This is a genomic window from Xanthomonas campestris pv. badrii (assembly GCF_012848175.1).
In the GTDB taxonomy this organism is placed as follows: domain Bacteria; phylum Pseudomonadota; class Gammaproteobacteria; order Xanthomonadales; family Xanthomonadaceae; genus Xanthomonas; species Xanthomonas campestris_C.
Genome location: NZ_CP051651.1, coordinates 140,437 through 160,997 on the forward strand (window position 1 = coordinate 140,437; position 20,561 = coordinate 160,997).

Below are 20,561 nucleotides of genomic sequence, written 5' to 3' on the forward strand. Positions count from 1 at the left end.
CGATACTCCCTGCAGTCGCGATGATTATGCGATGAACTTCACGATAGCGGGGAGCGGCGTGCAGCCGGCGTGCTTGCCGCACGCATCGGCGCGACCAGCCGGCGCATGCCCCGCCACAGCAATCGCCACACCCACCACACCAACAGCGCGGCCAGCACGCTGGACCCCACCGCCAGGCTCAACGCCAGCCATGGGTGCGCCAGCGCCAGGGCCAATGCGGTGGTGGCGATGGTGTCCTCGGCCAGCGAGGCGACCCAGTTGCTGGCCGGCTCGGGCGAGGTGTTGAGCAAGGCGCGGCTGCCGGCCTTGAGCGTGTGGCTGGTCAGCGCCACCCCTGCACCGGCAGCCAGCACGCCGGTACTCAGGTCGCCGTCGGGCGACAGCGTGGCCGCGGCCAGGAATGCGCCGGCCGGCACCCGCGCCAGGGTCTGCAGCAGGTCCCAAGCCGAATCCACGCCGGGGATCTTGTCGGCGAAGAATTCGGCCACCGCCAGCGCGCCGGAGGTGCCCAGCACCCACCACGACTGCGCCGGATGCAGGGCAGGCGGCAACTCGATCCACCCGAGCAGGCCAGCCAGGCCGACCCCGAACACGGTGAGATAGACGCGGATGCCGGCCAGCCAGGCCAGCAGGATGCCGATCACGAACAGATGGGCCTCGCTCATGGCGTGGTTTCCTGCAAACAATTGCGGAACTATGGGATAACCGCCGGTCCAGCGCCAGCACGACGATTGTCGGGGCTCTGGCACACTACGCCGCCGACCAACGCCGGCCCGTCCGGACCCGATGCCCATGAGACCAACCGCACGCGTTCAGATCGTCCAACGGGAGCCGGGCGGCGGCTGGTCCAGCGGCCGCTGGCTGTGGGGCCTGATCGCCCTGCTGTGGCTGGCATCGCTGGGCGGCGTGTGGTGGATGGCCACGCGGACGGCAGCGCCTCGCCTGGCCCAGTCCGAGGCAGCGTTGCAGCAGGCGCAGCGCAGCCAGGCCCAGCAGCGGCGGCAGATCGCGCAGTTGCAACAGCGCCAGGTCAACCTGGCGATGTCCGACAAGATCAGCCGCGCCGCCAATACCGAAGTGCAGGCCTCGCTGGCCGAACGCGACGAGCAGATCGCCGCGCTGCGCGCGGATGTGGCCTTCTACGAGCGCCTGGTGGGCTCCACCGCGCAGCGCAAGGGGCTCAACGCGCATTCGGTGCAGTTCACTGCCGAGGCTGGCGGCACCTGGAATTACAGCGTGGTGCTGACCCAGAACCTCAACCGTGGCGCGATCAGCCAGGGCCAGCTGCGCTTTGCGGTGGAAGGCGTGCGCGCCGGCAAGCTGGTGACGGTGAGCTGGAACGAGCTGCACCAGAAACCCGATGCCGCCGGTCAGCCGTATTCGTTCCGCTATTTCCAACAGCTGGACGGCAGCGTGATCCTGCCGAAGGATTTCACCCCGCAACGTGTCAAAATCTCCCTGAGCGGCGATGGGGCGCCGGTCAATCAGACATTCGATTGGAAAGTCGCCGGCAATGGCGCGGGGGAGTAGCTCATGTTCGGAAACAAGTCCAACCGTGGTGCGCAGACCGTGGTCGATACCTTGATCGGGCCGCAGGTGGTCATCCGCGGCGACCTGACGTTCAGCGGCGGCCTGTATGTGGAGGGCCGCATCCTGGGCAAGGTGATTGCCGAGGACGGCGCCAGCGCCATCTTGACCGTGGCCGAGCAGGGCAGCATCGAGGGCGAAGTGCGCGCGCCGGTGGTGATCATCAACGGCCAGTTGACTGGCGACGTGCATGCCGCCGAGCGGGTCGAACTGGCCGCCAATGCGCGCGTGCAGGGCAATGTGCATTACCAGGTGGTGGAGATGAGCGCCGGTGCGCAGCTCACCGGGCGCCTGATCCATGCCGCCGCCGCAGGCGCCACCGCGGCGCTGCCGGCCCCGGAAGGCCATCGCGCCGAGCCGGCCAAGGCCGCGCAGCCCGAAACTGCCGACGCCTGAGCCCCGCTGCAGCTGAAGCGCGAGCGTGTGGCCGGCATATTCGGCTTGAAGTGGAGCCGCCCGGCCCCCATGCTGACGGCATGAGCACGCTCGTTTCGCTTCCCACTGCCGCCCCGGCGCCGGACTACCAGTCCATCGACCGGCCGTTGAACTTCTCCGGCGCTGCCGCCGCCAAGGTGCGCGAGCTGATCCAGGAAGAAGGCAACGCCGACCTGGCGTTGCGCGTGTACATCCAGGGCGGCGGGTGTTCCGGCTTCCAGTACGGGTTCGAGTTCGACGAGAACCGCGCCGAAGACGATCTGGCCGTGGCCACCGACGGGGTGACGCTGCTGGTCGACCCGCTGAGCCTGCAGTACCTGATGGGCGCCGAGGTGGACTACACCGAAAGCCTGACCGGTGCGCAGTTCGTGATCCGCAACCCCAATGCCAAGACCACCTGCGGGTGCGGGAGCAGCTTCAGCGTGTAGGGCGCGGGTGCTGGCGTGGATGCATGTGGCAAGCGTCCACGGCGGTGATCGATCCGGCGGCTGAGTTCACTCGGCAAGACTGCTGACCTGTGTGTGCTTGCGTTGGCTGGGTGCGCGCCGCTGTACCAGCGCGGCAGGGCCGCACTGTCCGCAGCCGCGTGCAGTGCACCGATCGCTCGCAGCCATCGCGTCGGCGTCTGAACGTGCAGCCTGGAGTGTGCGACGACCGTGCACGGCATGGTTGCGGGTGTCGCCGATTATCGGCAGGCTTGCGCCGATGTCAGAATCCACTCTTCCGTTGTCCGGTTTCGCCTTCACCCACGCGCCACTGGATCGCGGCGATGCGCTGCGCGACGACCCGGCTGCCCTGGCGCAGATGTGGGCGCAGGGCCATGTGCTGTTGATCGATGCCAAGGGCACCGCCCTGGCCGATGCGCAGGGGCAGCCGCTGTTGCTGCGGGGCGCCGCGCTTGCCGATGGGCCGGAGGCGGCCATCTTCCTGGGGGTGCGCGATGGCCAGGGCTGGTTCTGCCTGTCGGCCGACCCGCTCGACCTGAAGGCGCCGCAGCGGGTGGACCTGCGCCAGGCGGCAGCCGAATGGCCGGCAGACATCGCCACTGCGGTGTCGTACGCGCGGGCGATGTTGCATTGGCAGGCGCGCACGCGGTTTTGCGGCGTCTGCGGCGGGGCGATCGTATTCCGCCGTGCCGGCTTCATCGCCCATTGCACGCAATGCCAGACCGAGCACTACCCGCGCGTGGATCCGGCCATCATCGTCGCGGTCAGCGACGGGCGGCGGCTGCTGCTGGGCCGCCAGGCCAGCTGGGCGCCGCGGCGCTATTCGGTGATTGCCGGCTTCGTCGAGCCGGGCGAATCGCTGGAGCAGACCGTGGCGCGCGAAGTGCACGAGGAGACCCGCGTGCGGATCCAGCACTGCAGCTATCTGGGCGCGCAGCCGTGGCCATTTCCCGGCGCGTTGATGCTGGGCTTCAGTGCGCATGCGGCTGCCAGCGAGGTGCCGCAGGTAACCGGTGAGCTGGAAGACGCGCGTTGGGTCAGCCATGCCGAGGTCGGTGCAGCGCTGGCCGGGCAGGGGGGAGACGAGGGCATCGGCTTGCCTCCGGCCATCTCGATTGCACGCGCGCTGATCGAGCACTGGTATCGCAGCCATGGCTGAGTGCCTGGGCGTCGCCCCTTGCGGCCCGCTCGCCTCAGCGGTCGCTGTGCAGCGCGCTGTTGCGCCTGCAAACGGCGCAAAGACGTCGTTGCAGTCCGGTTGCGTCTGCTCGGCTAGACTTGGCTGAGGAGGGACACCCATGTTCACCACCCTGGTTGCCGTCGTCGTCGCACTCACGCTGGGTCATCTGGTGCCGGCGCAGGTGGCCAGGCTGCGGCGTTTCGAGTGGTTCGGCCACTGGCTGCGCCGGCTGGACAGCGTCGCCGCCGGGCGCGGTGCGTGGCAAGGCCGCTACGGCGTGCTGCTGGCGCTAGTGCCGGTGCTGGTCGTGGTCGCGCTGCTGCAATGGGCGCTGGACGATGTATGGCACGGCTTCCTGTCGCTGCTGTTCGGCGTGGCGGTGCTGGCCTGGACCTGGGGCCCGCGCGATCTGGATCGCGATGTCGAAGCGGTGATCGATGCCGATGCGCCCGGCGCGCGACGCGAGGCGATTTCGCACCTGCAGGCGGCCGGCGGCAGCGTGCATGAAGATGCGCCGTCGCTGGTGGAGGCGGTGGTGGTCAACGGCCTGCGCCGCTGGTTCGCCGTGCTGTGGTGGTTCCTGCTGCTGGGGCCGGTTGGCGCGGTGCTGTATCGGCTGACCGCCCTGGCGGTGGAAAGCCCGCTGGCGGTGCTGCTGCCACCACGCAACCTGGCTGGCGCGCGTTGGCTGCTGGCTGCGCTGGAATGGCCAGTCGCGCAGCTGATCACCGTATCGATGGCGTTGGTGGGCAATTTCGACACGGTGTTCCGGGCCTGGCGCGAAGCGCACGGCAACCGCTGGACGCTGGAGCCGCATTTCCTGGGTGCGGTGGCGCGCGCCAGCGTCAGTGCCGACCTGCGCGAGGAAGCGCACGACTACACCGATTCGGGGCTGGTGCCGGTGTGGCGCCGGCTACCGGAAGTGCGCGATGCGATGAGCCTGGTCTGGCGCGTGCTGCTGCTGTGGATGGTGGTGCTGGCGTTGCTGGTGATTGCGGGGTGGGTGCGGTAGTGCTGTTCCTTCAACCTGCACTTGAGTGTTGGTCTGCCGATTATTTTTGCTGCATCAACTTGGATCCGATAGAGACGCCGGTCTGGAAAACCGAGTGCAGGCGCTACCACCACCCATTTCTATGTGAAAGACGATCCATCTCTTTCCATGATGCTGCTGTCAGTCCTATGCCACTGAAGCCGCATTTGTTTTTGGTCTGCTGATAGCGATCCAGTTCGCTTCTTTACTGGATATGCCAAAGCCGATCAGGGCGATCACCCCGGCGCAAGCAGCGTAAACGGGAGCCAAGGCAGATTGCGTGCAATCCAGAATCCAGGCAGTAGCGTGATCCAAAGCAATGGTGAACTCAACGCACGCGCTATGGGCTGGAATATCGCCGGTTGCCAGCCGTGGTGCCAGAGCACGACAAACGGTACCAATGCCAATAGCCCGACTGCCAGTGCATTCATTCCGAACGCGCTCACCAAGTCCCCGTGCACCAGCGCATGAAGTGCGCGGGTAATGCCGCATCCCGGACAGTAAAAGCCGGTGAGTGCATGGAAGGCGCAGGGAGGAAAGGGATTGCCGGGGAGATTGGGATCAAATTTCCAAAAAATCCATGTGCCGGCACCAGCTGCTACTGCAGCTGGCGCCAACGAGAGATAGAGCAGTCTTTTGGACACGCTTATCGTGAACTCTCGATTTGTTGCTGCATTTCGAGGATTTTTGCTCTATAGCCGTCAACGCCAAGGCTGGCGATGGAGACCACCCACAGGATCAATCCGAGCGCGAAGATCGCGGTTGTCACCCAGGCGAGGACTTTCGCGGTATTTGAGGCCTTGATGGCGCCCTGGATGTCTCCGGCGTTGAGCAGCGGATTTACTTTCGCAGCAAAGACAATCGCCACAATGCCGGTCACGATGCCGGGAATGGTCCAGCACGAACAGCAGATCAGCACGCAAAGCACCGTCATGACGATTGACCAGACCAGATGATTCCTGATCGGCTGGAGAGGTGGCGTCGACATGGCGGGAGGTGGTTGGATCGGCGGCGGGATGGCACTCATGGTGAAGCTCCTTGGGTGGTAAACAACGGCAAATGGTTCGTGTATCTGCGGCTCGAGTACGTGGGGAGATTGAACGGCGACGCTGCGCGGCAATGACAAGCATCTGCGGTAACGACACGGCCTTGCTGCGGCAGCGCAGCAGCGCGCGGCCGGAATGCGCGGCAGCTACCGATTGCGGCAGACGGCCCAGGCAAGTGATCGAGCACAACGACGTCCCCCGGTACGACCGGCCGCGCCCGCTTGGCGAACGCGGCGGTAAAGCGTGCAGTGGCGCACAGGCTACTCGCGGTGCGCGATGGACGCAAAGGCTGCGCCCATGCGGCTCACGGCCGGTCCTGGCGCAGCGTGCGCACCTGGTGTTCGAGCAGCGCGGCGCTGGCCTGGTCGCCGGCGATGGCCGGGCCGGCGACCACCTCGATCTGCGCGCGCATCCGGCGCGGCACCCGCATGCGGCCCAGGCGCGTGTCGCGCCGGCTCCACATGCTCGACCACATGCCACGCAGCGCCATCGGAATCACCGGCACGTTGCGCCGCTGCAGGATCTTTTCGACACCGGATTTGAACGCGGCAATCTCGCCATCCTTGGTCAACGCACCTTCGGGGAAGATGCACACCAGCTCGCCATCGGCCAGCGCCGCATCGATGCGGTCGAAGGCCTGTTGCATCAACGCCGGGTCTTCGCGTGCGCCGGCGATGGGAATGGCCTTGGCAGTGCGGAAGATCCAGCGCATCACCGGGATGCGGAAGATCTTGTAGTACATGACAAAGCGCACCGGGCGCGGGATCACCGCCGACAGGATCAGCGCGTCCATGTAGCTGACGTGGTTGCACACCAGCAATGCGGCGCCCTCGTCGGGCACATGGGTGTCGATGTCGCGCGCGCGCAGGCGATACAGCACGCTCACCAGTACCCAGCTGAGGAAGCGCATCAGGAACTCGGGCACCAGGGTGAAGATCCACAGCGCCACCAGCGTGTTGGCGATCGCCAGCGCCAGGAACACCTGCGGAATGCTCAGCCCCGGCATCGGGATGCGGTGCCCGAACAGCACCACCTGCGGCAGCTGCAGCGCGATGCCGATCACCGCCGCGGCCACGATGAACAACGCGTTCTGGATGTTGAGCCCGGCGATCACGCGCGAGAGTTCGGCCTTGGGCGTGCGGCTCTGGATCAGCGCGAACAAAGGCACCACGAACAGACCGGTGAACAGGCCGATGCCGACCAGATCGACGATCAACCGCACGCTGCCGGCCTGCTGCACGAACTGGCCGATCGACAGATCGCTCACCGGCGCCGCGCCGGGACGGGCGAGGTACAGGTCCAGCAGGAAGGCGCTGATGCCGAATGCGCCCAGTGGCACCAGGCCGATCTCCACGGTACGCCCGGACAGCCGTTCGCACAGCAACGAGCCGACGCCGGTGCCGATCGAAAACAGCGCCAGCGCGAACACGTACAGGTCCTGCTGGCCGCCGAGGTTGAGCTGCGCATAGCCGGGCAACTGTGCGGTGAGCACGGTGCCGACGAACCAGAACCACGACACGCCCAGTACCGCGTTGCGCACTGCCGGCGTGCGCCGGGTCAGGCGCATGATGGCGCGCGATTCGGGGATGGGGTTCCAGTTGATCTGCAAGTCCGGCGCGCCGGCATCGACCTTGGGAACCAGGCGCGCCACCAGGTTGCCGGTGACGGCGATGACGATCACTGCAGTGGCCGCCGCCTCCGGGCCGTGGCTGCCGGCAATCTGGAAGATCAACCCGCCGAAGATCATGCCGCACAGGATCGAGATCGAGGTGCCCATCTCGACCAGGCCATTACCGCCGGTGAGTTCCTCCGGCTTGAGCACCGAGGGCAGGATCGAATACTTCACCGGCCCGAACAGCGTGGATTGCAGCCCGGTGCAGAACAGCGCAACCAGCAGGATCACCATGTTCTCGGTGATGAAGCCCACCGCCGCCAGCGACATGATCGCAATCTCCATCGTGGTGGTGATCACGATGAGCTTCTGTTTTTCCAGCTTCTCGGCGATCTGCCCGGCCAGCGCGGAAAACAGGAAGTACGGCAGGATGAACAGGGCCGGCGCCAGGTTGGTATAGAGCGTACGCTGCGCCGCGTCGATGCCCAGATAGAACAGCAGGCCGATGATGGCCTGCCGATACACGTTGTCGTTGAACGCGCCCAACGCCTGCACGGCGAAGAACGGCAAGAAGCGGCGCTGCCTGAGCAGGGCGAACTGACTGTGACCGGACATGCAGTTTCCTTTGCGAACGCGCGCAGCCTAGCAGGCTTGCACGGTGGGTTGGTGGATGCTGCTAGGCGCGCTTGGAACATGCCGCGTCACTGCCCCCACTGGGGGTCTCTCCCAACCATACTCCTGTCATGGCCGTCCAATCGGCTGCGCATCCACCACTGCCGCGCCGGCTGGTGCTGCAGATGGCGGCGGCCTCAGGGCTGGCGGCGGCGAGCAAACATTGCGCGCAGCCGTTGCTGGAGACGTTGGCGCAGGCGCTCGGGACCTAGGGAAACTCTGATCAACACCACCAGCAGACATGAAAAGCCGTCCAGAGCCGCGTATTTTGCGTTCAAACCCTCGATTTTTGCCGTTTTCGGCGCATTTGCTGCCAGTTGCCCAAACTACGGGCGCACGTCGACCACGGCAGGTAATAAATGCTTACGCTTCAGCCACAGGTTCGACAGCGCAAACAGCGTCAGCACCTGCGCGGTGTTCTTCGCCAAACCGCGATAGCGCACCTTGACGTAGCCGAACTGGCGTTTGATCACCCGAAACGGATGCTCCACCTTCGCCCGCAGGCTGGCCTTGGTGTACTCCCTACGCTTGGCTCGCTTCGATTCACGTTTGTTCTTGATCTGCCTCAGCTTCGAGCGCTTCTCCGCGATCAGGTAGCGCAGCTTGCGCTTGCCCTTCATCTCATCGCGCTTCTCAAGCCCGGTGTAGCCGCTGTCCCCGCACACCGTGCCTTCCTTGCCGTGCAGCAGCTTGTGCGCTTGCGTGATATCGGCCACGTTGGCCGCCGTGCATTCGACGTGGTGCACCAGCCCGGAGTCGTCGTCCACCCCGATGTGCGCCTTCATCCCGAAGTAATACTGGTTGCCCTTCTTGGTCTGATGCATCTCCGGATCGCGCTCGCCCTGCTTGTTCTTGGTCGAGCTGGGCGCAGCGATGATCGTGGCATCCACGATCGTCCCGCCGCGCAAGCTATGCCCCTTGCGCCACAGGTGCGCGTTGACCCGATCGAACAGTTTGCGCGCCAGATCGTGCTGCTCCAACAGATGGCGGAAGTTGAGAATCGTCGTCTCGTCCGGCACCTCATCCAGCCCGCCGATCTTGGCGAAACGGCGCATCGACACCGTGTCGTACAGGGCTTCTTCCGCTGATGGATCGCTCAGCGCATACCACTGCTGCAAAAAGTGGATGCGCAGCATCGTTTCCAACCGATACGGCTGGCGCCCCGGCTGCCCGGACCTCGGGTAGTGCGGCACGATCAGCGCCAGCAAGGCCTTCCACGGCACCACTTGATCTATCTCGGCCAAGAACACCTCGCGCCGTGTGCGCTTGCGCTTGCCATTGCACTCCGCGTCGCCGAAGGTCAGTTGCATCGAAATCGTCTACTCGGGTCGTTGATCGATTGTGGCAGATCAGGATGGATTGTTCAGAGTTTCCCTAGGTGCGCAGTGACGGGGAAATGGCAACTGCCGCGCAGCTGGCCTACGCGGCGGGGCTGCTGTTGCTGGTACCGCCGGGCGACCGGTTGGAGCGGCCCGGGCTGATTGTCGGAGTGTTTATGCAGTCCGGAGGGTTCTAACGAACTGGCTCTTTTCCGCATGAATCCCAGCAAACCCTCTTACATGGCCTTGCTCGTCTGCTCTGGCGGGAGCGCCGGTATCGTCATCGATACCGGCGCCCCGTGATCCAGCGGCGGGAAGACTGGATCCTCTCGATAGTTCAGTGCTCCGGCGGCACGACAGGAGGCCGGGGCAGTGAATCCAGCTGGGTTGCTGCTGCCAGAACCGATTCCACTGCGGACTGGTGCGCGGGAGTATCGGTATCCATTCCGTACGTTTCCTGAATCATCCGTGATGCGATTTTCCGTCGTTGCTCTTCAGGACAACGGGACAATACCTCGCGTACTCGGCTAGCGAATTCGGGTGAGACAACTTGTGGTTCTCCATATTTTATCCATGACGTGGGTTCCTTCTGCTTCTCCCTCAGATTCGCGGCAGTGGACTGGCTCCTGTCCGGATGCAGTAACGGAATCCAGTGCTCAAGGGTTTCTTTCAGGGACTCAGCGCCGCCCTTGTCCATTGACCAAGGATTTTTCTGAATCGTCGCTCCGCTCCATGCGCTGTCTTTCAACCGAACAGCTGGACCGTTGGCCCAGGCATCCATGACCACGGTCGAACTAGGGTCGCGACCTCCTCGCCGTAGTTCGTTCCAGGCGTGCCCTGCTTGGACCGGGATCTCATGACCTTCGTTGGTCACCTGCTTCATTGGCACGTAAGCGCCAACGGTCTCACTCAACTCGTCGGCAGCCATGTGTGGAGCGTGGACGATAGCGCAGAGGGGAGCGGACTGATCGCAGAGCGCCGCTCCCATCACGACAGCCGTTGCAACGTTAACGGCTTCGTCCGGTGCCATCCTTGCGACCGACGATCCGATCCCGTTGTGGCTGTGCGAGGGAATGTCGTCCGCCTTCACATTTCCCCGGCCATGCTTGAGCAGCAGGCGGACGTCGTGAACGGTTTGCCCGGCTGCCGCGAGTCTTGTCGGACTCGTGACCTCGTCACCTACGACATACGCCCCCATATGGTAGGCGGCCTGTTGGATCTGGTGTTGCTCCAGAGCCGCATCTCCGCCTGTTCGCAACCTCTCCGGTCGCGTACCCAAGGCGACCCTCAGCGCTGACAGCTGCGGCGATTGCGGTAGCGAGTTGCTTTCAACGACGGGCGCAGTGGATGCTCGCGACGACCCTTCGCTATCGTATGAGGAATGCGTGCTATATGAGGGGCTTGCATTCAATGTGTGGGGTTTGGATGCGCAAAGTCCCATTATCTGTTCACCTGTAGTCGAGTGATTGATCGCCGCATGACAGTATGCGTAGGAAAGTTGCCTGACCGCCGGGGCGGAATACTTGGATTGAAAAAATTAAAGTGTGGGAGGTAGTCGCTCGCCTGATGGGTGCAATGCAGTCACGTTGAGCTGCTCCAATATCTTTCGGCTGCGCACGTGCGCGGTGCCCTGCAGTTGCGAGCATTTTGCCGAGGAAGCGAAGCCACGCAGCCGCCGCCGGGGCTTGAGGGTCGACAGGGAGTCACGCGAAATGCAGCCATTTGTTTTCGTAGCACATTCTTGGGAACCAGGCGCGCCACCAGGTTGCCGGTGACGGCGATGACGATCACTGCAGTGGCCGCCGCCTGCGGCCCGTGGCTGCCGGCAATCTGGAAGATCAACCCGCCGAAGATCATGCCGCACAGGATCGAGATCGAGGTGCCCATCTCGACCAGGCCATTACCGCCGGTGAGTTCCTCCGGTTTGAGCACCGAGGGCAGGATCGAATACTTCACCGGCCCGAACAGCGTGGATTGCAGCCCGGTGCAGAACAGCGCAACCAGCAGGATCACCATGTTCTCGGTGACAAACCCCACCGCCGCCAGCGACATGATCGCAATCTCCATCGTGGTGGTGATCACGATGAGCTTCTGCTTCTCCAGCTTCTCGGCGATCTGCCCGGCCAGCGCGGAGAACAGGAAGTACGGCAGGATGAACAATGCCGGCGCCAGGTTGGTATAGAGCGTACGCTGCGCCGCGTCGATGCCCAGATAGAACAGCAGGCCGATGATGGCCTGCCGATACACGTTGTCGTTGAACGCGCCCAACGCCTGCACGGCGAAGAACGGCAAGAAGCGGCGCTGCCTGAGCAGGGCGAACTGACTGTGACCGGACATGCAGTTTCCTTTGCGAACGCGCGCAGCCTAGCAGGCTTGCACGGCGTGCTGGTGGATGGGCGATGCACGCGCCAGGATGTCCGGGCCGAGGCCGTGCGTACGCCGCCCGGGCGGCCGGAGCGGTGACCGACACGCCTGCACACGCGGCCGGCCGGTGGGCTCGCTGTCCGGGATCGGCAGCACTGCATGGAGTGGCCCTGCCCGCGCTATCGGTACCCGTGCACCGCCGCCGCGTTAGGCCGTGCTGGCTGCGCGCAGCAAGGCCACGAAGGCGCGCGCGGCCGGGGTGGGGTCCGGCCGCCACACCGCATAGGTCTGGAACACGAAGCGCTCGGTCAGGGCGACGGTCACCACCTCGCGCATGGCCGCGGCCATGGTCTGCGGCACGATCCCCACGCCCAGGTCGGCGGCGACCAGCTCGCGCATCAGGTCGGCGTGGGTGACCTCGTATTGCCGGCGCTGGTGCAGCTTGGCGTGTTCGAAGGCCATATCGATGATGCCGCGCACGCCGGCGCCGGCCACCAGCCCGGCCATCGGCTCGTCTTCCAGCTCGGCCAGCGCCACCCGCTTGCGGGTGGCAAAGCGGTGGCCGGGCGCCACGATCAGCGCAAGCGGTTCTTCATGCAGCAGCAGCCGCTGCGCCGGCACCGTCACCTGCGGGCCTACGCCGACCAGGGCCACGTCCAGGCGGCCTTCGCCCAGATCGTGCAGCAAGACCTCGCTCATGGCGGTGCGCAGATGCACGTCCACGCGCGCGTGCGCGGCGCGGAACTGGCGCAGCAACGCCGGCACCCGCACCGTGCTCAGCGAGGAGATCTGCCCCAGCGTCAGCTGCCCGCGCACGGTGCCCAGCGCCTGCGCCATTTCCTCGTGCAGGCGCTCGGCTGCGCGCAGGGTCTGGCGGGCGTTGTGCAGGAACACCTCGCCGGCGGCGGTGGGCCGGACCTGGCGCGGGCCGCGCTCGAACAGCCGCGCGCCCAGCGCTTCCTCGATCTTGGCCACCTGGTGGCTGAGCGCCGATTGCACGGTGTTGCAGCGGCGGGCGGCGGCGGTGAAGCCGCCTTCCTCGGCCACGGCCACGGCAAATTCCAATTGGCGCAGGGTCAGCATGCAATCTCGAAATGCGATGGGAGCAGTGAAAACAATACATTGGAAAGATGTCAATGCGCTGCCCACACTGCGCCCATTCCATCTGCAGGCCAAGGCCATGACCACCGACTCCACTCTCCATTCACCGCTGCCGCGCCGCCTGGTGCTGCTGATGGCCACCGCCACCGGGCTGGCAGTGGCCAGCAACTACTACGCGCAGCCCTTGCTGGAAACCCTGGCGCAGACCTTCGCCATCCAGGTCCGTAGCGCTGGCGCGGTGGTGACGGTGGCACAGCTGGCGTATGCAGCCGGCCTGTTGTTGCTGGTGCCGTTGGGCGACCGGCTGGAACGGCGCAGCCTGGTCGTTGGGCTGTTCGTGCTCAGCGCGCTGGGCCTGCTGGTGAGCGCCAGTTCGCACAGTTTCGCGATGTTGCTGGTTGGCACGATCGTGACCGGCGCCAGCTCGGTGGCGGCGCAGATCCTGGTGCCGTTTGCCGCCACCCTGGCTGCGCCGCAGGAGCGCGGGCGGGTGATCGGCACGGTGATGAGCGGCTTGCTGCTGGGCATCCTGCTGGCGCGGACGGCGGCAGGGCTGCTGGCCGGCGTGGGCGGCTGGCAGACCGTGTACTGGATCGCGTCCGGGCTGCTGCTGGTGACTGCGGCATTGCTGTGGCGCGGGCTGCCGCGGCATCCGGGCAATGCGCAATTGTCCTACCCGCACCTGGTGGGCTCGGTGCTGACACTGCTGCGCGACGATGCGGTGCTGCGTTCGCGCTCGGTGCTGGGTGGGCTGATCTTTGCCGGCTTCAGCATGTTCTGGACCACGCTGGCGTTCCTGCTGTCCGGGCCGAGCTATGGCTATGGCACTGCGGTGATCGGCTTGTTCGGCCTGATCGGTGCGGTCGGTGCGCTGGCCGCCAACCGCTCCGGTCACTGGTCCGATCACGGCCATGGCGACCGCGTCAGCTGGGGCGGGCTGGTGATGCTGCTGCTGTCGTGGGGGCTGCTGGCGTTCGCGCCGCAGTCGATGGCGATGCTGATCGTTGGCGTGCTGCTGCTGGATATCGCGGTGCAGGGCGTGCACATCGCCAACCAGAGCGTGATCTATCAACGCAATCCGCAGGCGCGCAACCGCATCACCTCGGCCTATATCACCTGCTACTTCATCGGCGGTGCAGTGGGTTCGACGCTGAGCACGGCAGTGTATGCGCAGGCCGGCTGGCCGGGCGTGGTGGTCGGTGGCGCGCTGCTGGCGGTGGTGGCATTGGGCTGGGTGGCGCTCAGTGTGTCGCGCGGCACCTGGAAATGAGTGCCTTCGCAGTGTGCCTGCCGGGCCGCCGATGGGGGGCGGCCCAGGTATACGATCACCGGTTGCGCGGTCGTTCGTGGTGCAAGCATCCGACGCAGCCATGTCTGCACCAGGTGCCGACAACGCAACGGACCGCGCAGCGAGGACACGGAGCGCCGGCAGTCTTCAGCCAGGTGCTGACGGTGCCAAGGCGCTGATGCGCGCCGGCCCGGTAGCGCCGGTTCCCGACGCTGCCTTTCGGCCGTGGGCTACGCGCGCTGCAACGCCGTGGGAGCGGCGTTGTCGGCCGGTGCCTCGGTGACCGCCAGTGCTGCAGCGCGCAGCTTGGGCAGCAGGCGTAGGGTCAGCGCCAGCTGGTCGCGCACCAGGCGCTGCTTGGGCGGCAGTTGCACGGCGTGCTGTTCGAGCGCTTCGGCCATGGCCAGTTCTTCGCTTTCGTCGTGCAGCGGCAGCGGCCGGCGCTGGCCCAAGGCAGTGGCAAGCGCACCGAGTGCGCGCTGCAGATACTCGCCGGCCCGGGCGATGCTGGCATCGTGTCCGCCCTCCAGCGCGGCGCGGTGCGCGCCCAGTGCGGAGAGATAGCCGAGCAAGGTGTTGGACAGCGCCAGGAAGCGGAACCCCGCGTCCAGGTTGCGCCGGTAGCGGCCCGGCTCGCGCAGCATGTTGGACAGGGCGACCGACAGCGCGGCATCGGCGTTGTGCATGTCGCGGCGTGCGATGCGGTAGGGCAGATCGTCGCGCATGCCGCTGGCATATTGCTCCAGCACCTGGGCCAGGTAACGCGCGCAGCTGGCCAGCACCGTGGCCATCACCTGGTTGAGCCGGCGGCCCTGCCAGTCCGGCAGGATCAGGAACGAGGCCGCCGCGGCGATGGCGCAGCCGATCACCGTGTCGATCAGGCGCGGCCAGATCAGCACGAACCCATTGCCGAGCAGGTTGAAGCAGAACAACGCCATCACCGTGATGCCGGCGGTGGCCAGCATGTAGCGATCGGTGCGGGTAATGAAGAACACCAGTGCGGCGACCAGCGCCAGCAGCAGTTGCACTTCGGTACCTGGAAACAGCTGCATCAGCGCCCAGGTGGCGACCAGGCCGATCAGGGTACCGGCAATGCGCTGCACCAGCCGCAAGCGGGTGGCGCCGTAGTTGGGGCGGCAGACGAACGCGGTGGTGAGCAGGATCCAGTAACCGTTGTCGGCATGGATGGACTGCATCACCGCATAGCCCACCACCAGTGCGATGGCCATGCGCAGCCCGTGCCGGAACAGCACCGAGCCCGGAGTGAGTTGCTGGCCCAGGCGCGCGGCCATTTCGCGCAAGGTGTGCGGGGACGAGTCGCGCAGCCGGGTATCGAGGTTGTCGCTGGTGGAATCGGACTGCGCCGCTTCGGACAGGCGCCGTTCGATGCTCTGCAGGTTGGTGACCAGCAGCTCCAGCGCGCCCAGCAGGCGGGCGAGCGCCGGGTCGGCGCGCGCATGCAGGTAATCCAGCGACTGGCGCAGGTCGTCGGTGGCCAGGCGGCTGTTGTCGCCGTAGTCGAACAGCTGGCGCAGGCGGATCGCCTCGCCCAGCGCCGCGCAGGCCTTGCCCTGCAGCGCGAGCAGGCGCTGGCAGCGGTACAGCACGTCGCTATGGAAGAACGCGTCGGTCAGCGCCTCGTACGGGTAATGCGAGGAACTGGCGCGCTCGTGGAATTCCTGCGCCATGTAATACAGCCGGAAATACAGGCCCGACTGCACGCCCGGCCGCCCCGAGCGACCGAAGCGGCTCATGATGGCGGTCTTGGCGGCGTTGAGCGCGCCGACCACCTTGGCGTTTTGCTCGGCCAACGCCAGCCGGCGCGCATGCAGGTCGCTTTGCCGCACCGGTTCGAACAGATCGGCCTTGCGCCGCAGATACAGGCCCAACTCGAAGAACAGTCGCGACAGCCGCTCGCGCACCGGGCGGTTGGCGAACAGGATGGTCCACAGGATCGACAGCACGCCGTACCAGCCGGCCCCGATCATCAGTAATGCCGCACCGTGCCAGGCGATGCGCGGATCGTGGCTGCCATGTTGATCCATGCCGATCATGGCGTAGATCGACAAGGCCACCGTGGCCTGCGCGATCGAGACATAGCGCTCGCCGAGTGCGCCGAGCAGGGTCAGCGAGAACGTGGCCAGCGCCATGCCGATCACGAAGGGCAGCGGGTAGGGGAACAGCAGCGTCACGGCCGCTGCGGCAGCGGCAAAACACAGCAACGACAGCAGCACCGATTTGATGCGGCCCAGCCAGTTGTCGTCGGTCTCGGCAATGGCGCTGGCGATGATGCCCAGGAACAGCGCCGGCACCGCGGTCAATTCCTGCCGGTGCCAGCACACGCCCAGGGCCACCGACAGTGCGATGAAGACACGCAGGCCGTAGCTGGCCTTTTCATGGGCCCACAAGCGGCTGAGGCGGGATTCGAAGGACGTGGTGGCCACGGTCTCGGCAAGGGCAGGCGTGACCGGCATTATTGCCGCACGCGCACGCTGCCGGTGTGGACAGGGGCTAGTCCTTTGTCAGTAGCCGGCATGGGGGCGGACTGCAGCGGCGTGCGCGATTGCGCCGCAGCCCCGCTGCACGGCCGCTTACCGCGCTTGGTGACCTTGCAACCTGTTGAACACTGCCTTCTCGACGACCACCAGCCAGCTGTTGCTCTATTCGGCCGACAACCAGCGGATGTCCGTGCTTGCCCCCATCCGCCCTTCGGGCACCTTCCCCCGCCAGCGGGGGAAGGACGCGGTTTAAGCGGGGGAAGGATGCGGCCTAGCCCTGCGCGTCGCGTTCGCGCGCGATCGCACGCCAGCCGATGTCGCTGCGCTGAAAGGCGTTGGGCCAGTGGATCGGCTGCAGGCCGGCATACGCGGCGCGCTGCGCGTCCTGCACGCTGTCGCCGAGCGCGGCCACGCACAGCACGCGGCCCCCGGCGCTGAGCACCTGACCGTCGCCATCCAAGACGGTGCCGGCGTGGAAGACCTTGGCGCTGGGGGGCACCGCATCCAGGCCATGGATGACCTCGCCGGTGACCGGCGTTTCCGGATACGGTTTGGCCGCGATCACCACGCCCAGCGACGGACGCGGATCCCACTGCGCTTGCGTGCGGTCGAGCGTACCGTCGATGGCCGCTTCGACCAGATCCACCAGGTCCGACTGCAGGCGCAGCATCACCGGCTGGGTCTCCGGGTCGCCGAAGCGCACGTTGAATTCGATCACCTTGGGCGCGCCGTGCGCATCGATCATCAACCCGGCATACAGAAACCCGGTAAACGGCACGCCGTCGGCGATCATGCCCTGCACGGTGGGCTCGACCACTTCGCGCATCACCCGTGCATGCACCTGCGGCGTCACCACCGGCGCCGGCGAGTAGGCACCCATGCCGCCGGTGTTGGGGCCGGTGTCGCCATCGCCGACGCGCTTGTGGTCCTGGCTGGTGGCCATCGGCAAGGCGTGTGTGCCATCGACCATGGAAATGAAGCTGGCTTCTTCGCCATCGAGGAATTCCTCGATCACCACGCGCGCACCGGCATCGCCGAACGCATTGCCCGAGAGCATGTCGCGCACCGCGTCTTCCGCCTCGGCCAGGGTCATCGCCACGATCACGCCCTTGCCGGCGGCCAGGCCATCGGCCTTGACCACGATGGGCGCGCCTTTGTCGCGCACGTAGGCCAGTGCCGCGTCCACCTCGGTGTGCACGGCGTAATACGCAGTGGGAATGCCGTGGCGGGCGAGGAAATCCTTGGCGAAGGCCTTGCTGCCTTCCAGCTGCGCGGCCTTGGCGGTGGGCCCGAAGATGCGCAGGCCAGCGGCATGGAAGCGATCGACCACGCCCAGCACCAGCGGTACTTCCGGCCCGACCACGGTGAGCGCGACGGCTTCGCGCTGCGCCAGCGCCAGCAGGCCATCCAGGTCATCGACCTTGATCGCCACGTTGCGGCACTTGGCCTCGCTGGCGGTGCCGGCATTGCCCGGCGCCACCAGCACCTCGCTGACGCGTGCGGATTGGGCGATCTTCCAGGCCAAGGCGTGTTCGCGGCCGCCGGAGCCGATGACGAGGATTTTCATGGAGGTACCGGGAATGGGGAATGGGGATTAGGGAATGGGAACAGCAAAGTCCCTGGTTCTGCGGGCCGTACGATGTGGAGTGGCATAGGGAACCGCTCTTACGATTCCCGATTCCCCACTCCCCATTCCCGGCACGTCAGTGCCGGAAGTGGCGCACGCCGGTGAACACCATTGCGATGCCGTGTTCGTCGGCGGCGGCGATCACTTCGCCATCGCGCATCGAGCCGCCCGGCTGGATGACCGCCTGGATGCCGGCTGCCGCTGCGGCATCGATGCCGTCGCGGAACGGGAAGAACGCATCCGATGCCATCACCGAGCCGGCCACCGTGAGCTTGGCTTCCTCGGCCTTGAGCGCGGCGATCTTGGCGCTGACCACGCGGCTCATCTGCCCGGCGCCCACACCAATGGTGCGGCTGTCCTTGGCATAGACGATCGCGTTGGACTTGACGTACTTGGCCACGCGCCAGGCAAACAGCAGATCGCCCAGTTCCGCCTCGCTGGGCGCGCGCTGGGTGACCACGCTCAATTCGCCCAGCGACATGCCGCGGTTGTCGGCCGATTGCATCAACAGGCCCGAGCCGATCCGCTTGGTGTCGTAGTTGTTGAGGCCATTACCGTGCGGAATCTTGAGCACGCGCACGTTGGCTTTCTTGCTGGCGTATTCCAGCGCGCCGGCCTCGTAATCCGGCGCAATCAACACTTCGACGAACTGGCGATCGAGAATGGCCTTGGCCGTGGCTGCATCCAGCGTCTTGTTGAAGGCCAGGATGCCGCCGAAGGCGCTGGTGGGGTCGGTGGCATAGGCCAGCTCGTAGGCATCGCCGCAGGCCGCGCCCACTGCCACGCCGCAGGGATTGGCGTGCTTGACGATCACACAGGCCGGCGCGTCGAACTGGCGCACGCATTCCCACGCCGCATCGGCATCGGCCAGGTTGTTGTAGCTCAGTTCCTTGCCCTGCAACTGCTGGAAGGTGGCCAGCGTGCCCGGCACCGGATACAGGTCGCGGTAGAACGCGCCGGACTGATGCGGGTTTTCGCCGTAGCGCAGGTCCATCACCTTGATGAAGTTGGAATTGATCTGCGCCGGGAACGGGCTGCGCGTGGGCACGGTTTCGGCGCTGTCGGCCACCGCCGAGAGATAATTGCTGATCGCCGCGTCGTACTGCGCCACGCGGTTGAACGCGGCCACCGACAGCGCAAAGCGCTTGGCCGCCGACAGCTGGCCGTTGTTGGCCTCCAGCTCGGCCAGCAGGTCGGCGTACTGCGCCGGATCGGTGGCCACGGCCACGCGCGCGAAGTTCTTGGCCGCGCTGCGCAGCATCGCCGGGCCGCCGATGTCGATGTTTTCCACCGCCTCGGCCAGGGTGCAATCGGCCTTCACCGTCACCGACTCGAACGGATACAGGTTCAGCACCAGCAGGTCGATCGGCACGATGCCGTGCTCGGCCATCACTGTTTCATCGATGCCGGCACGCCCCAGCAGGCCGCCGTGCACCAACGGGTGCAGGGTCTTGACCCGGCCATCCATCATTTCCGGGAAACCGGTGAGATCGGCGACGTCTTTCACCGGCAGGCCGGCCTCGCGGATCGCCTTGGCGGTGCCGCCGGTGGACAGCAGCTCGACGTTGCGCGCCACCAGCGCGCGGGCTAGGTCGATCAGGCCGGTCTTGTCGGAAACGGAGAGCAGGGCCCGGCGCACGGGCAGCAAATCAGTGGCCATCGGTGGGAGATGTCGAAGCGGAGCAGCCGATATTGTAGGCTGCGCCAGCGCTCGAATGGACTCAACACCCCCGTATGGCCTCGATCTATGCATTGAAGGGACGCTTCCAGGCGCTGTTGCGGCCCATGGTGGGCGCGCTGTATCGCGGCGGCATCACCGCCAACCAGGTGACACTCACCGCGGCCGCGGTGTCGCTGCTGGTGGCAGCGGTGGTCTACCGCGCCGGCGCCAACTTGCCCTGGCTCTACCTGCTGCTGCCGGTATGGATGCTGCTGCGCATGGGCCTCAATGCCATCGACGGCATGCTGGCGCGCGAGTTCGGCCAGCAATCGCGGCTGGGCGCCTACCTCAACGAAGTATGCGACGTGGTGGCCGATGCAGCGCTGTACTTGAGCCTGCTCGGCGTGTCGGGCGTGGGCGCGCACTGGCTGTGGCTGTTTGCGCTGCTGGCGGCGCTGACCGAATACGCCGGCGTGCTTGGGCTGATGGTCGGTGCCAGCCGTCGCTACGACGGGCCGATGGGCAAGAGCGACCGTGCCTTCCTCATCGGCGCGGTGGGGTTGGGCCTGGCCTGCGGACTGCTGGGGCCGCGTGGTGTCACCTGGGTCGCCATGGCGCTGTGCATTGCCTGCCTGGCCACGGTAGGGCGGCGGGTGCATGCCGGGCTGGCAGAGGCGCCGGCCGGCTGAGCGCGCC

The 20,561-nt window shown here is 66.1% G+C and carries 17 protein-coding genes and 2 pseudogenes; 8 read left to right on the forward strand and 11 right to left on the reverse strand.

The features are described 5' to 3' along the window. Window positions 1-38: 38 nt before the first annotated feature. Window positions 39-665 (reverse strand): DUF4126 domain-containing protein, encoded by a 627-nt coding sequence (locus HG421_RS00610; protein ID WP_168968324.1) that lies wholly within the window; start codon window positions 663-665, stop codon window positions 39-41. Between the two features lie 127 nt (window positions 666-792). On the opposite strand from HG421_RS00610, the gene HG421_RS00615 reads away from it, so the two are divergent. From HG421_RS00615 to HG421_RS00635, 5 genes are all read left to right on the forward strand, one after another. Then, complete coding sequence (locus HG421_RS00615) at window positions 793-1,530, forward strand: DUF6776 family protein (RefSeq protein ID WP_168968326.1); 738 nt, start codon at window positions 793-795, stop codon at window positions 1,528-1,530. A gap of 3 nt (window positions 1,531-1,533) precedes the next feature. Continuing rightward, on the forward strand, window positions 1,534-1,983 hold the full coding sequence (locus HG421_RS00620) for a bactofilin family protein (RefSeq protein WP_168968328.1): 450 nt from the start codon (window positions 1,534-1,536) through the stop codon (window positions 1,981-1,983). 80 nt (window positions 1,984-2,063) lie between these two features. Beyond that, window positions 2,064-2,450 (forward strand): iron-sulfur cluster insertion protein ErpA, encoded by a 387-nt coding sequence (gene erpA / locus HG421_RS00625; RefSeq protein WP_064507548.1) that lies wholly within the window; start codon window positions 2,064-2,066, stop codon window positions 2,448-2,450. A gap of 277 nt (window positions 2,451-2,727) precedes the next feature. After that, the gene (gene nudC, locus HG421_RS00630; protein ID WP_168968330.1) at window positions 2,728-3,627 is read left to right on the forward strand and encodes an NAD(+) diphosphatase; all 900 of its coding nucleotides are present in this window, start codon (window positions 2,728-2,730) and stop codon (window positions 3,625-3,627) included. Between the two features lie 139 nt (window positions 3,628-3,766). Next, complete coding sequence (locus tag HG421_RS00635; RefSeq protein WP_168968332.1) at window positions 3,767-4,660, forward strand: cobalamin biosynthesis protein; 894 nt, start codon at window positions 3,767-3,769, stop codon at window positions 4,658-4,660. A 254-nt stretch (window positions 4,661-4,914) separates the two neighbouring features. Here the strand turns inward: HG421_RS00635 and HG421_RS00640 are convergent, their stop codons facing one another. From HG421_RS00640 to HG421_RS00650, 3 genes are all read right to left on the reverse strand, one after another. After that, window positions 4,915-5,322: a DUF2752 domain-containing protein gene (locus HG421_RS00640; protein ID WP_168968334.1), complete on the reverse strand. Its 408-nt coding sequence runs from the start codon at window positions 5,320-5,322 to the stop codon at window positions 4,915-4,917. 2 nt (window positions 5,323-5,324) lie between these two features. After that, window positions 5,325-5,705: a CD225/dispanin family protein gene (locus HG421_RS00645; RefSeq protein ID WP_168968336.1), complete on the reverse strand. Its 381-nt coding sequence runs from the start codon at window positions 5,703-5,705 to the stop codon at window positions 5,325-5,327. A 323-nt stretch (window positions 5,706-6,028) separates the two neighbouring features. After that, window positions 6,029-7,951 (reverse strand): MFS transporter, encoded by a 1,923-nt coding sequence (locus tag HG421_RS00650; protein ID WP_168968337.1) that lies wholly within the window; start codon window positions 7,949-7,951, stop codon window positions 6,029-6,031. A 128-nt stretch (window positions 7,952-8,079) separates the two neighbouring features. On the opposite strand from HG421_RS00650, the pseudogene HG421_RS00655 reads away from it, so the two are divergent. Then, a pseudogene (locus HG421_RS00655) lies at window positions 8,080-8,214 on the forward strand (MFS transporter); the annotation flags it as partial. A 120-nt stretch (window positions 8,215-8,334) separates the two neighbouring features. On the opposite strand, the gene HG421_RS00660 reads toward HG421_RS00655, so the two are convergent. The 4 genes and pseudogenes from HG421_RS00660 to HG421_RS00685 form a co-directional block, all read right to left on the reverse strand. Further along, window positions 8,335-9,318: an IS5 family transposase gene (locus tag HG421_RS00660; RefSeq protein ID WP_168968339.1), complete on the reverse strand. Its 984-nt coding sequence runs from the start codon at window positions 9,316-9,318 to the stop codon at window positions 8,335-8,337. A 346-nt stretch (window positions 9,319-9,664) separates the two neighbouring features. Then, window positions 9,665-10,255, reverse strand: a complete 591-nt coding sequence (locus HG421_RS00670; RefSeq protein WP_168968091.1) for a hypothetical protein — start codon at window positions 10,253-10,255, stop codon at window positions 9,665-9,667. 812 nt (window positions 10,256-11,067) lie between these two features. Then, a pseudogene (locus HG421_RS00680) lies at window positions 11,068-11,664 on the reverse strand (MFS transporter); the annotation flags it as partial. 234 nt (window positions 11,665-11,898) lie between these two features. Beyond that, the gene (locus tag HG421_RS00685) at window positions 11,899-12,774 is read right to left on the reverse strand and encodes a LysR family transcriptional regulator (protein WP_168968341.1); all 876 of its coding nucleotides are present in this window, start codon (window positions 12,772-12,774) and stop codon (window positions 11,899-11,901) included. A gap of 97 nt (window positions 12,775-12,871) precedes the next feature. Here HG421_RS00685 and HG421_RS00690 point away from each other — a divergent pair, with 97 nt between their 5' ends. After that, entirely contained in the window at window positions 12,872-14,062 is a 1,191-nt protein-coding gene (locus HG421_RS00690; RefSeq protein WP_168968343.1) for an MFS transporter, read from the forward strand. Window positions 14,063-14,310: 248 nt separating this feature from the next. Here the strand turns inward: HG421_RS00690 and yccS are convergent, their stop codons facing one another. The 3 genes from yccS to purH form a co-directional block, all read right to left on the reverse strand. After that, window positions 14,311-16,524 carry a YccS family putative transporter gene (yccS, locus tag HG421_RS00695; RefSeq protein ID WP_169708047.1) on the reverse strand — a complete coding sequence of 738 codons (2,214 nt, stop codon included), beginning with the start codon at window positions 16,522-16,524 and terminating at the stop codon, window positions 14,311-14,313. Between the two features lie 325 nt (window positions 16,525-16,849). After that, the gene (purD, locus tag HG421_RS00700; protein ID WP_168968345.1) at window positions 16,850-18,145 is read right to left on the reverse strand and encodes a phosphoribosylamine--glycine ligase; all 1,296 of its coding nucleotides are present in this window, start codon (window positions 18,143-18,145) and stop codon (window positions 16,850-16,852) included. 136 nt (window positions 18,146-18,281) lie between these two features. Then, on the reverse strand, window positions 18,282-19,865 hold the full coding sequence (purH, locus tag HG421_RS00705; RefSeq protein ID WP_168968347.1) for a bifunctional phosphoribosylaminoimidazolecarboxamide formyltransferase/IMP cyclohydrolase: 1,584 nt from the start codon (window positions 19,863-19,865) through the stop codon (window positions 18,282-18,284). 74 nt (window positions 19,866-19,939) lie between these two features. On the opposite strand from purH, the gene HG421_RS00710 reads away from it, so the two are divergent. After that, window positions 19,940-20,554 (forward strand): CDP-alcohol phosphatidyltransferase family protein, encoded by a 615-nt coding sequence (locus HG421_RS00710; RefSeq protein WP_168968349.1) that lies wholly within the window; start codon window positions 19,940-19,942, stop codon window positions 20,552-20,554. Window positions 20,555-20,561: the final 7 nt, after the last annotated feature.

What these genes read in the sequence shown, in the direction of transcription:
- HG421_RS00610 (WP_168968324.1), bottom strand. Translation starts at nt 665, where the DNA reads ATGAGCGAGGCCCATCTGTTCGTGATCGGCATCCTGCTGGCCTGGCTG.
- HG421_RS00615 (WP_168968326.1), top strand. Translation starts at nt 793, where the DNA reads ATGAGACCAACCGCACGCGTTCAGATCGTCCAACGGGAGCCGGGCGGC.
- HG421_RS00620 (WP_168968328.1), top strand. Translation starts at nt 1,534, where the DNA reads ATGTTCGGAAACAAGTCCAACCGTGGTGCGCAGACCGTGGTCGATACC.
- erpA (WP_064507548.1), top strand. Translation starts at nt 2,064, where the DNA reads ATGAGCACGCTCGTTTCGCTTCCCACTGCCGCCCCGGCGCCGGACTAC.
- nudC (WP_168968330.1), top strand. Translation starts at nt 2,728, where the DNA reads ATGTCAGAATCCACTCTTCCGTTGTCCGGTTTCGCCTTCACCCACGCG.
- HG421_RS00635 (WP_168968332.1), top strand. Translation starts at nt 3,767, where the DNA reads ATGTTCACCACCCTGGTTGCCGTCGTCGTCGCACTCACGCTGGGTCAT.
- HG421_RS00645 (WP_168968336.1), bottom strand. Translation starts at nt 5,705, where the DNA reads ATGAGTGCCATCCCGCCGCCGATCCAACCACCTCCCGCCATGTCGACG.
- HG421_RS00650 (WP_168968337.1), bottom strand. Translation starts at nt 7,951, where the DNA reads ATGTCCGGTCACAGTCAGTTCGCCCTGCTCAGGCAGCGCCGCTTCTTG.
- HG421_RS00660 (WP_168968339.1), bottom strand. Translation starts at nt 9,318, where the DNA reads ATGCAACTGACCTTCGGCGACGCGGAGTGCAATGGCAAGCGCAAGCGC.
- HG421_RS00670 (WP_168968091.1), bottom strand. Translation starts at nt 10,255, where the DNA reads ATGGCTGCCGACGAGTTGAGTGAGACCGTTGGCGCTTACGTGCCAATG.
- HG421_RS00685 (WP_168968341.1), bottom strand. Translation starts at nt 12,774, where the DNA reads ATGCTGACCCTGCGCCAATTGGAATTTGCCGTGGCCGTGGCCGAGGAA.
- HG421_RS00690 (WP_168968343.1), top strand. Translation starts at nt 12,872, where the DNA reads ATGACCACCGACTCCACTCTCCATTCACCGCTGCCGCGCCGCCTGGTG.
- purD (WP_168968345.1), bottom strand. Translation starts at nt 18,145, where the DNA reads ATGAAAATCCTCGTCATCGGCTCCGGCGGCCGCGAACACGCCTTGGCC.
- purH (WP_168968347.1), bottom strand. Translation starts at nt 19,865, where the DNA reads ATGGCCACTGATTTGCTGCCCGTGCGCCGGGCCCTGCTCTCCGTTTCC.
- HG421_RS00710 (WP_168968349.1), top strand. Translation starts at nt 19,940, where the DNA reads ATGGCCTCGATCTATGCATTGAAGGGACGCTTCCAGGCGCTGTTGCGG.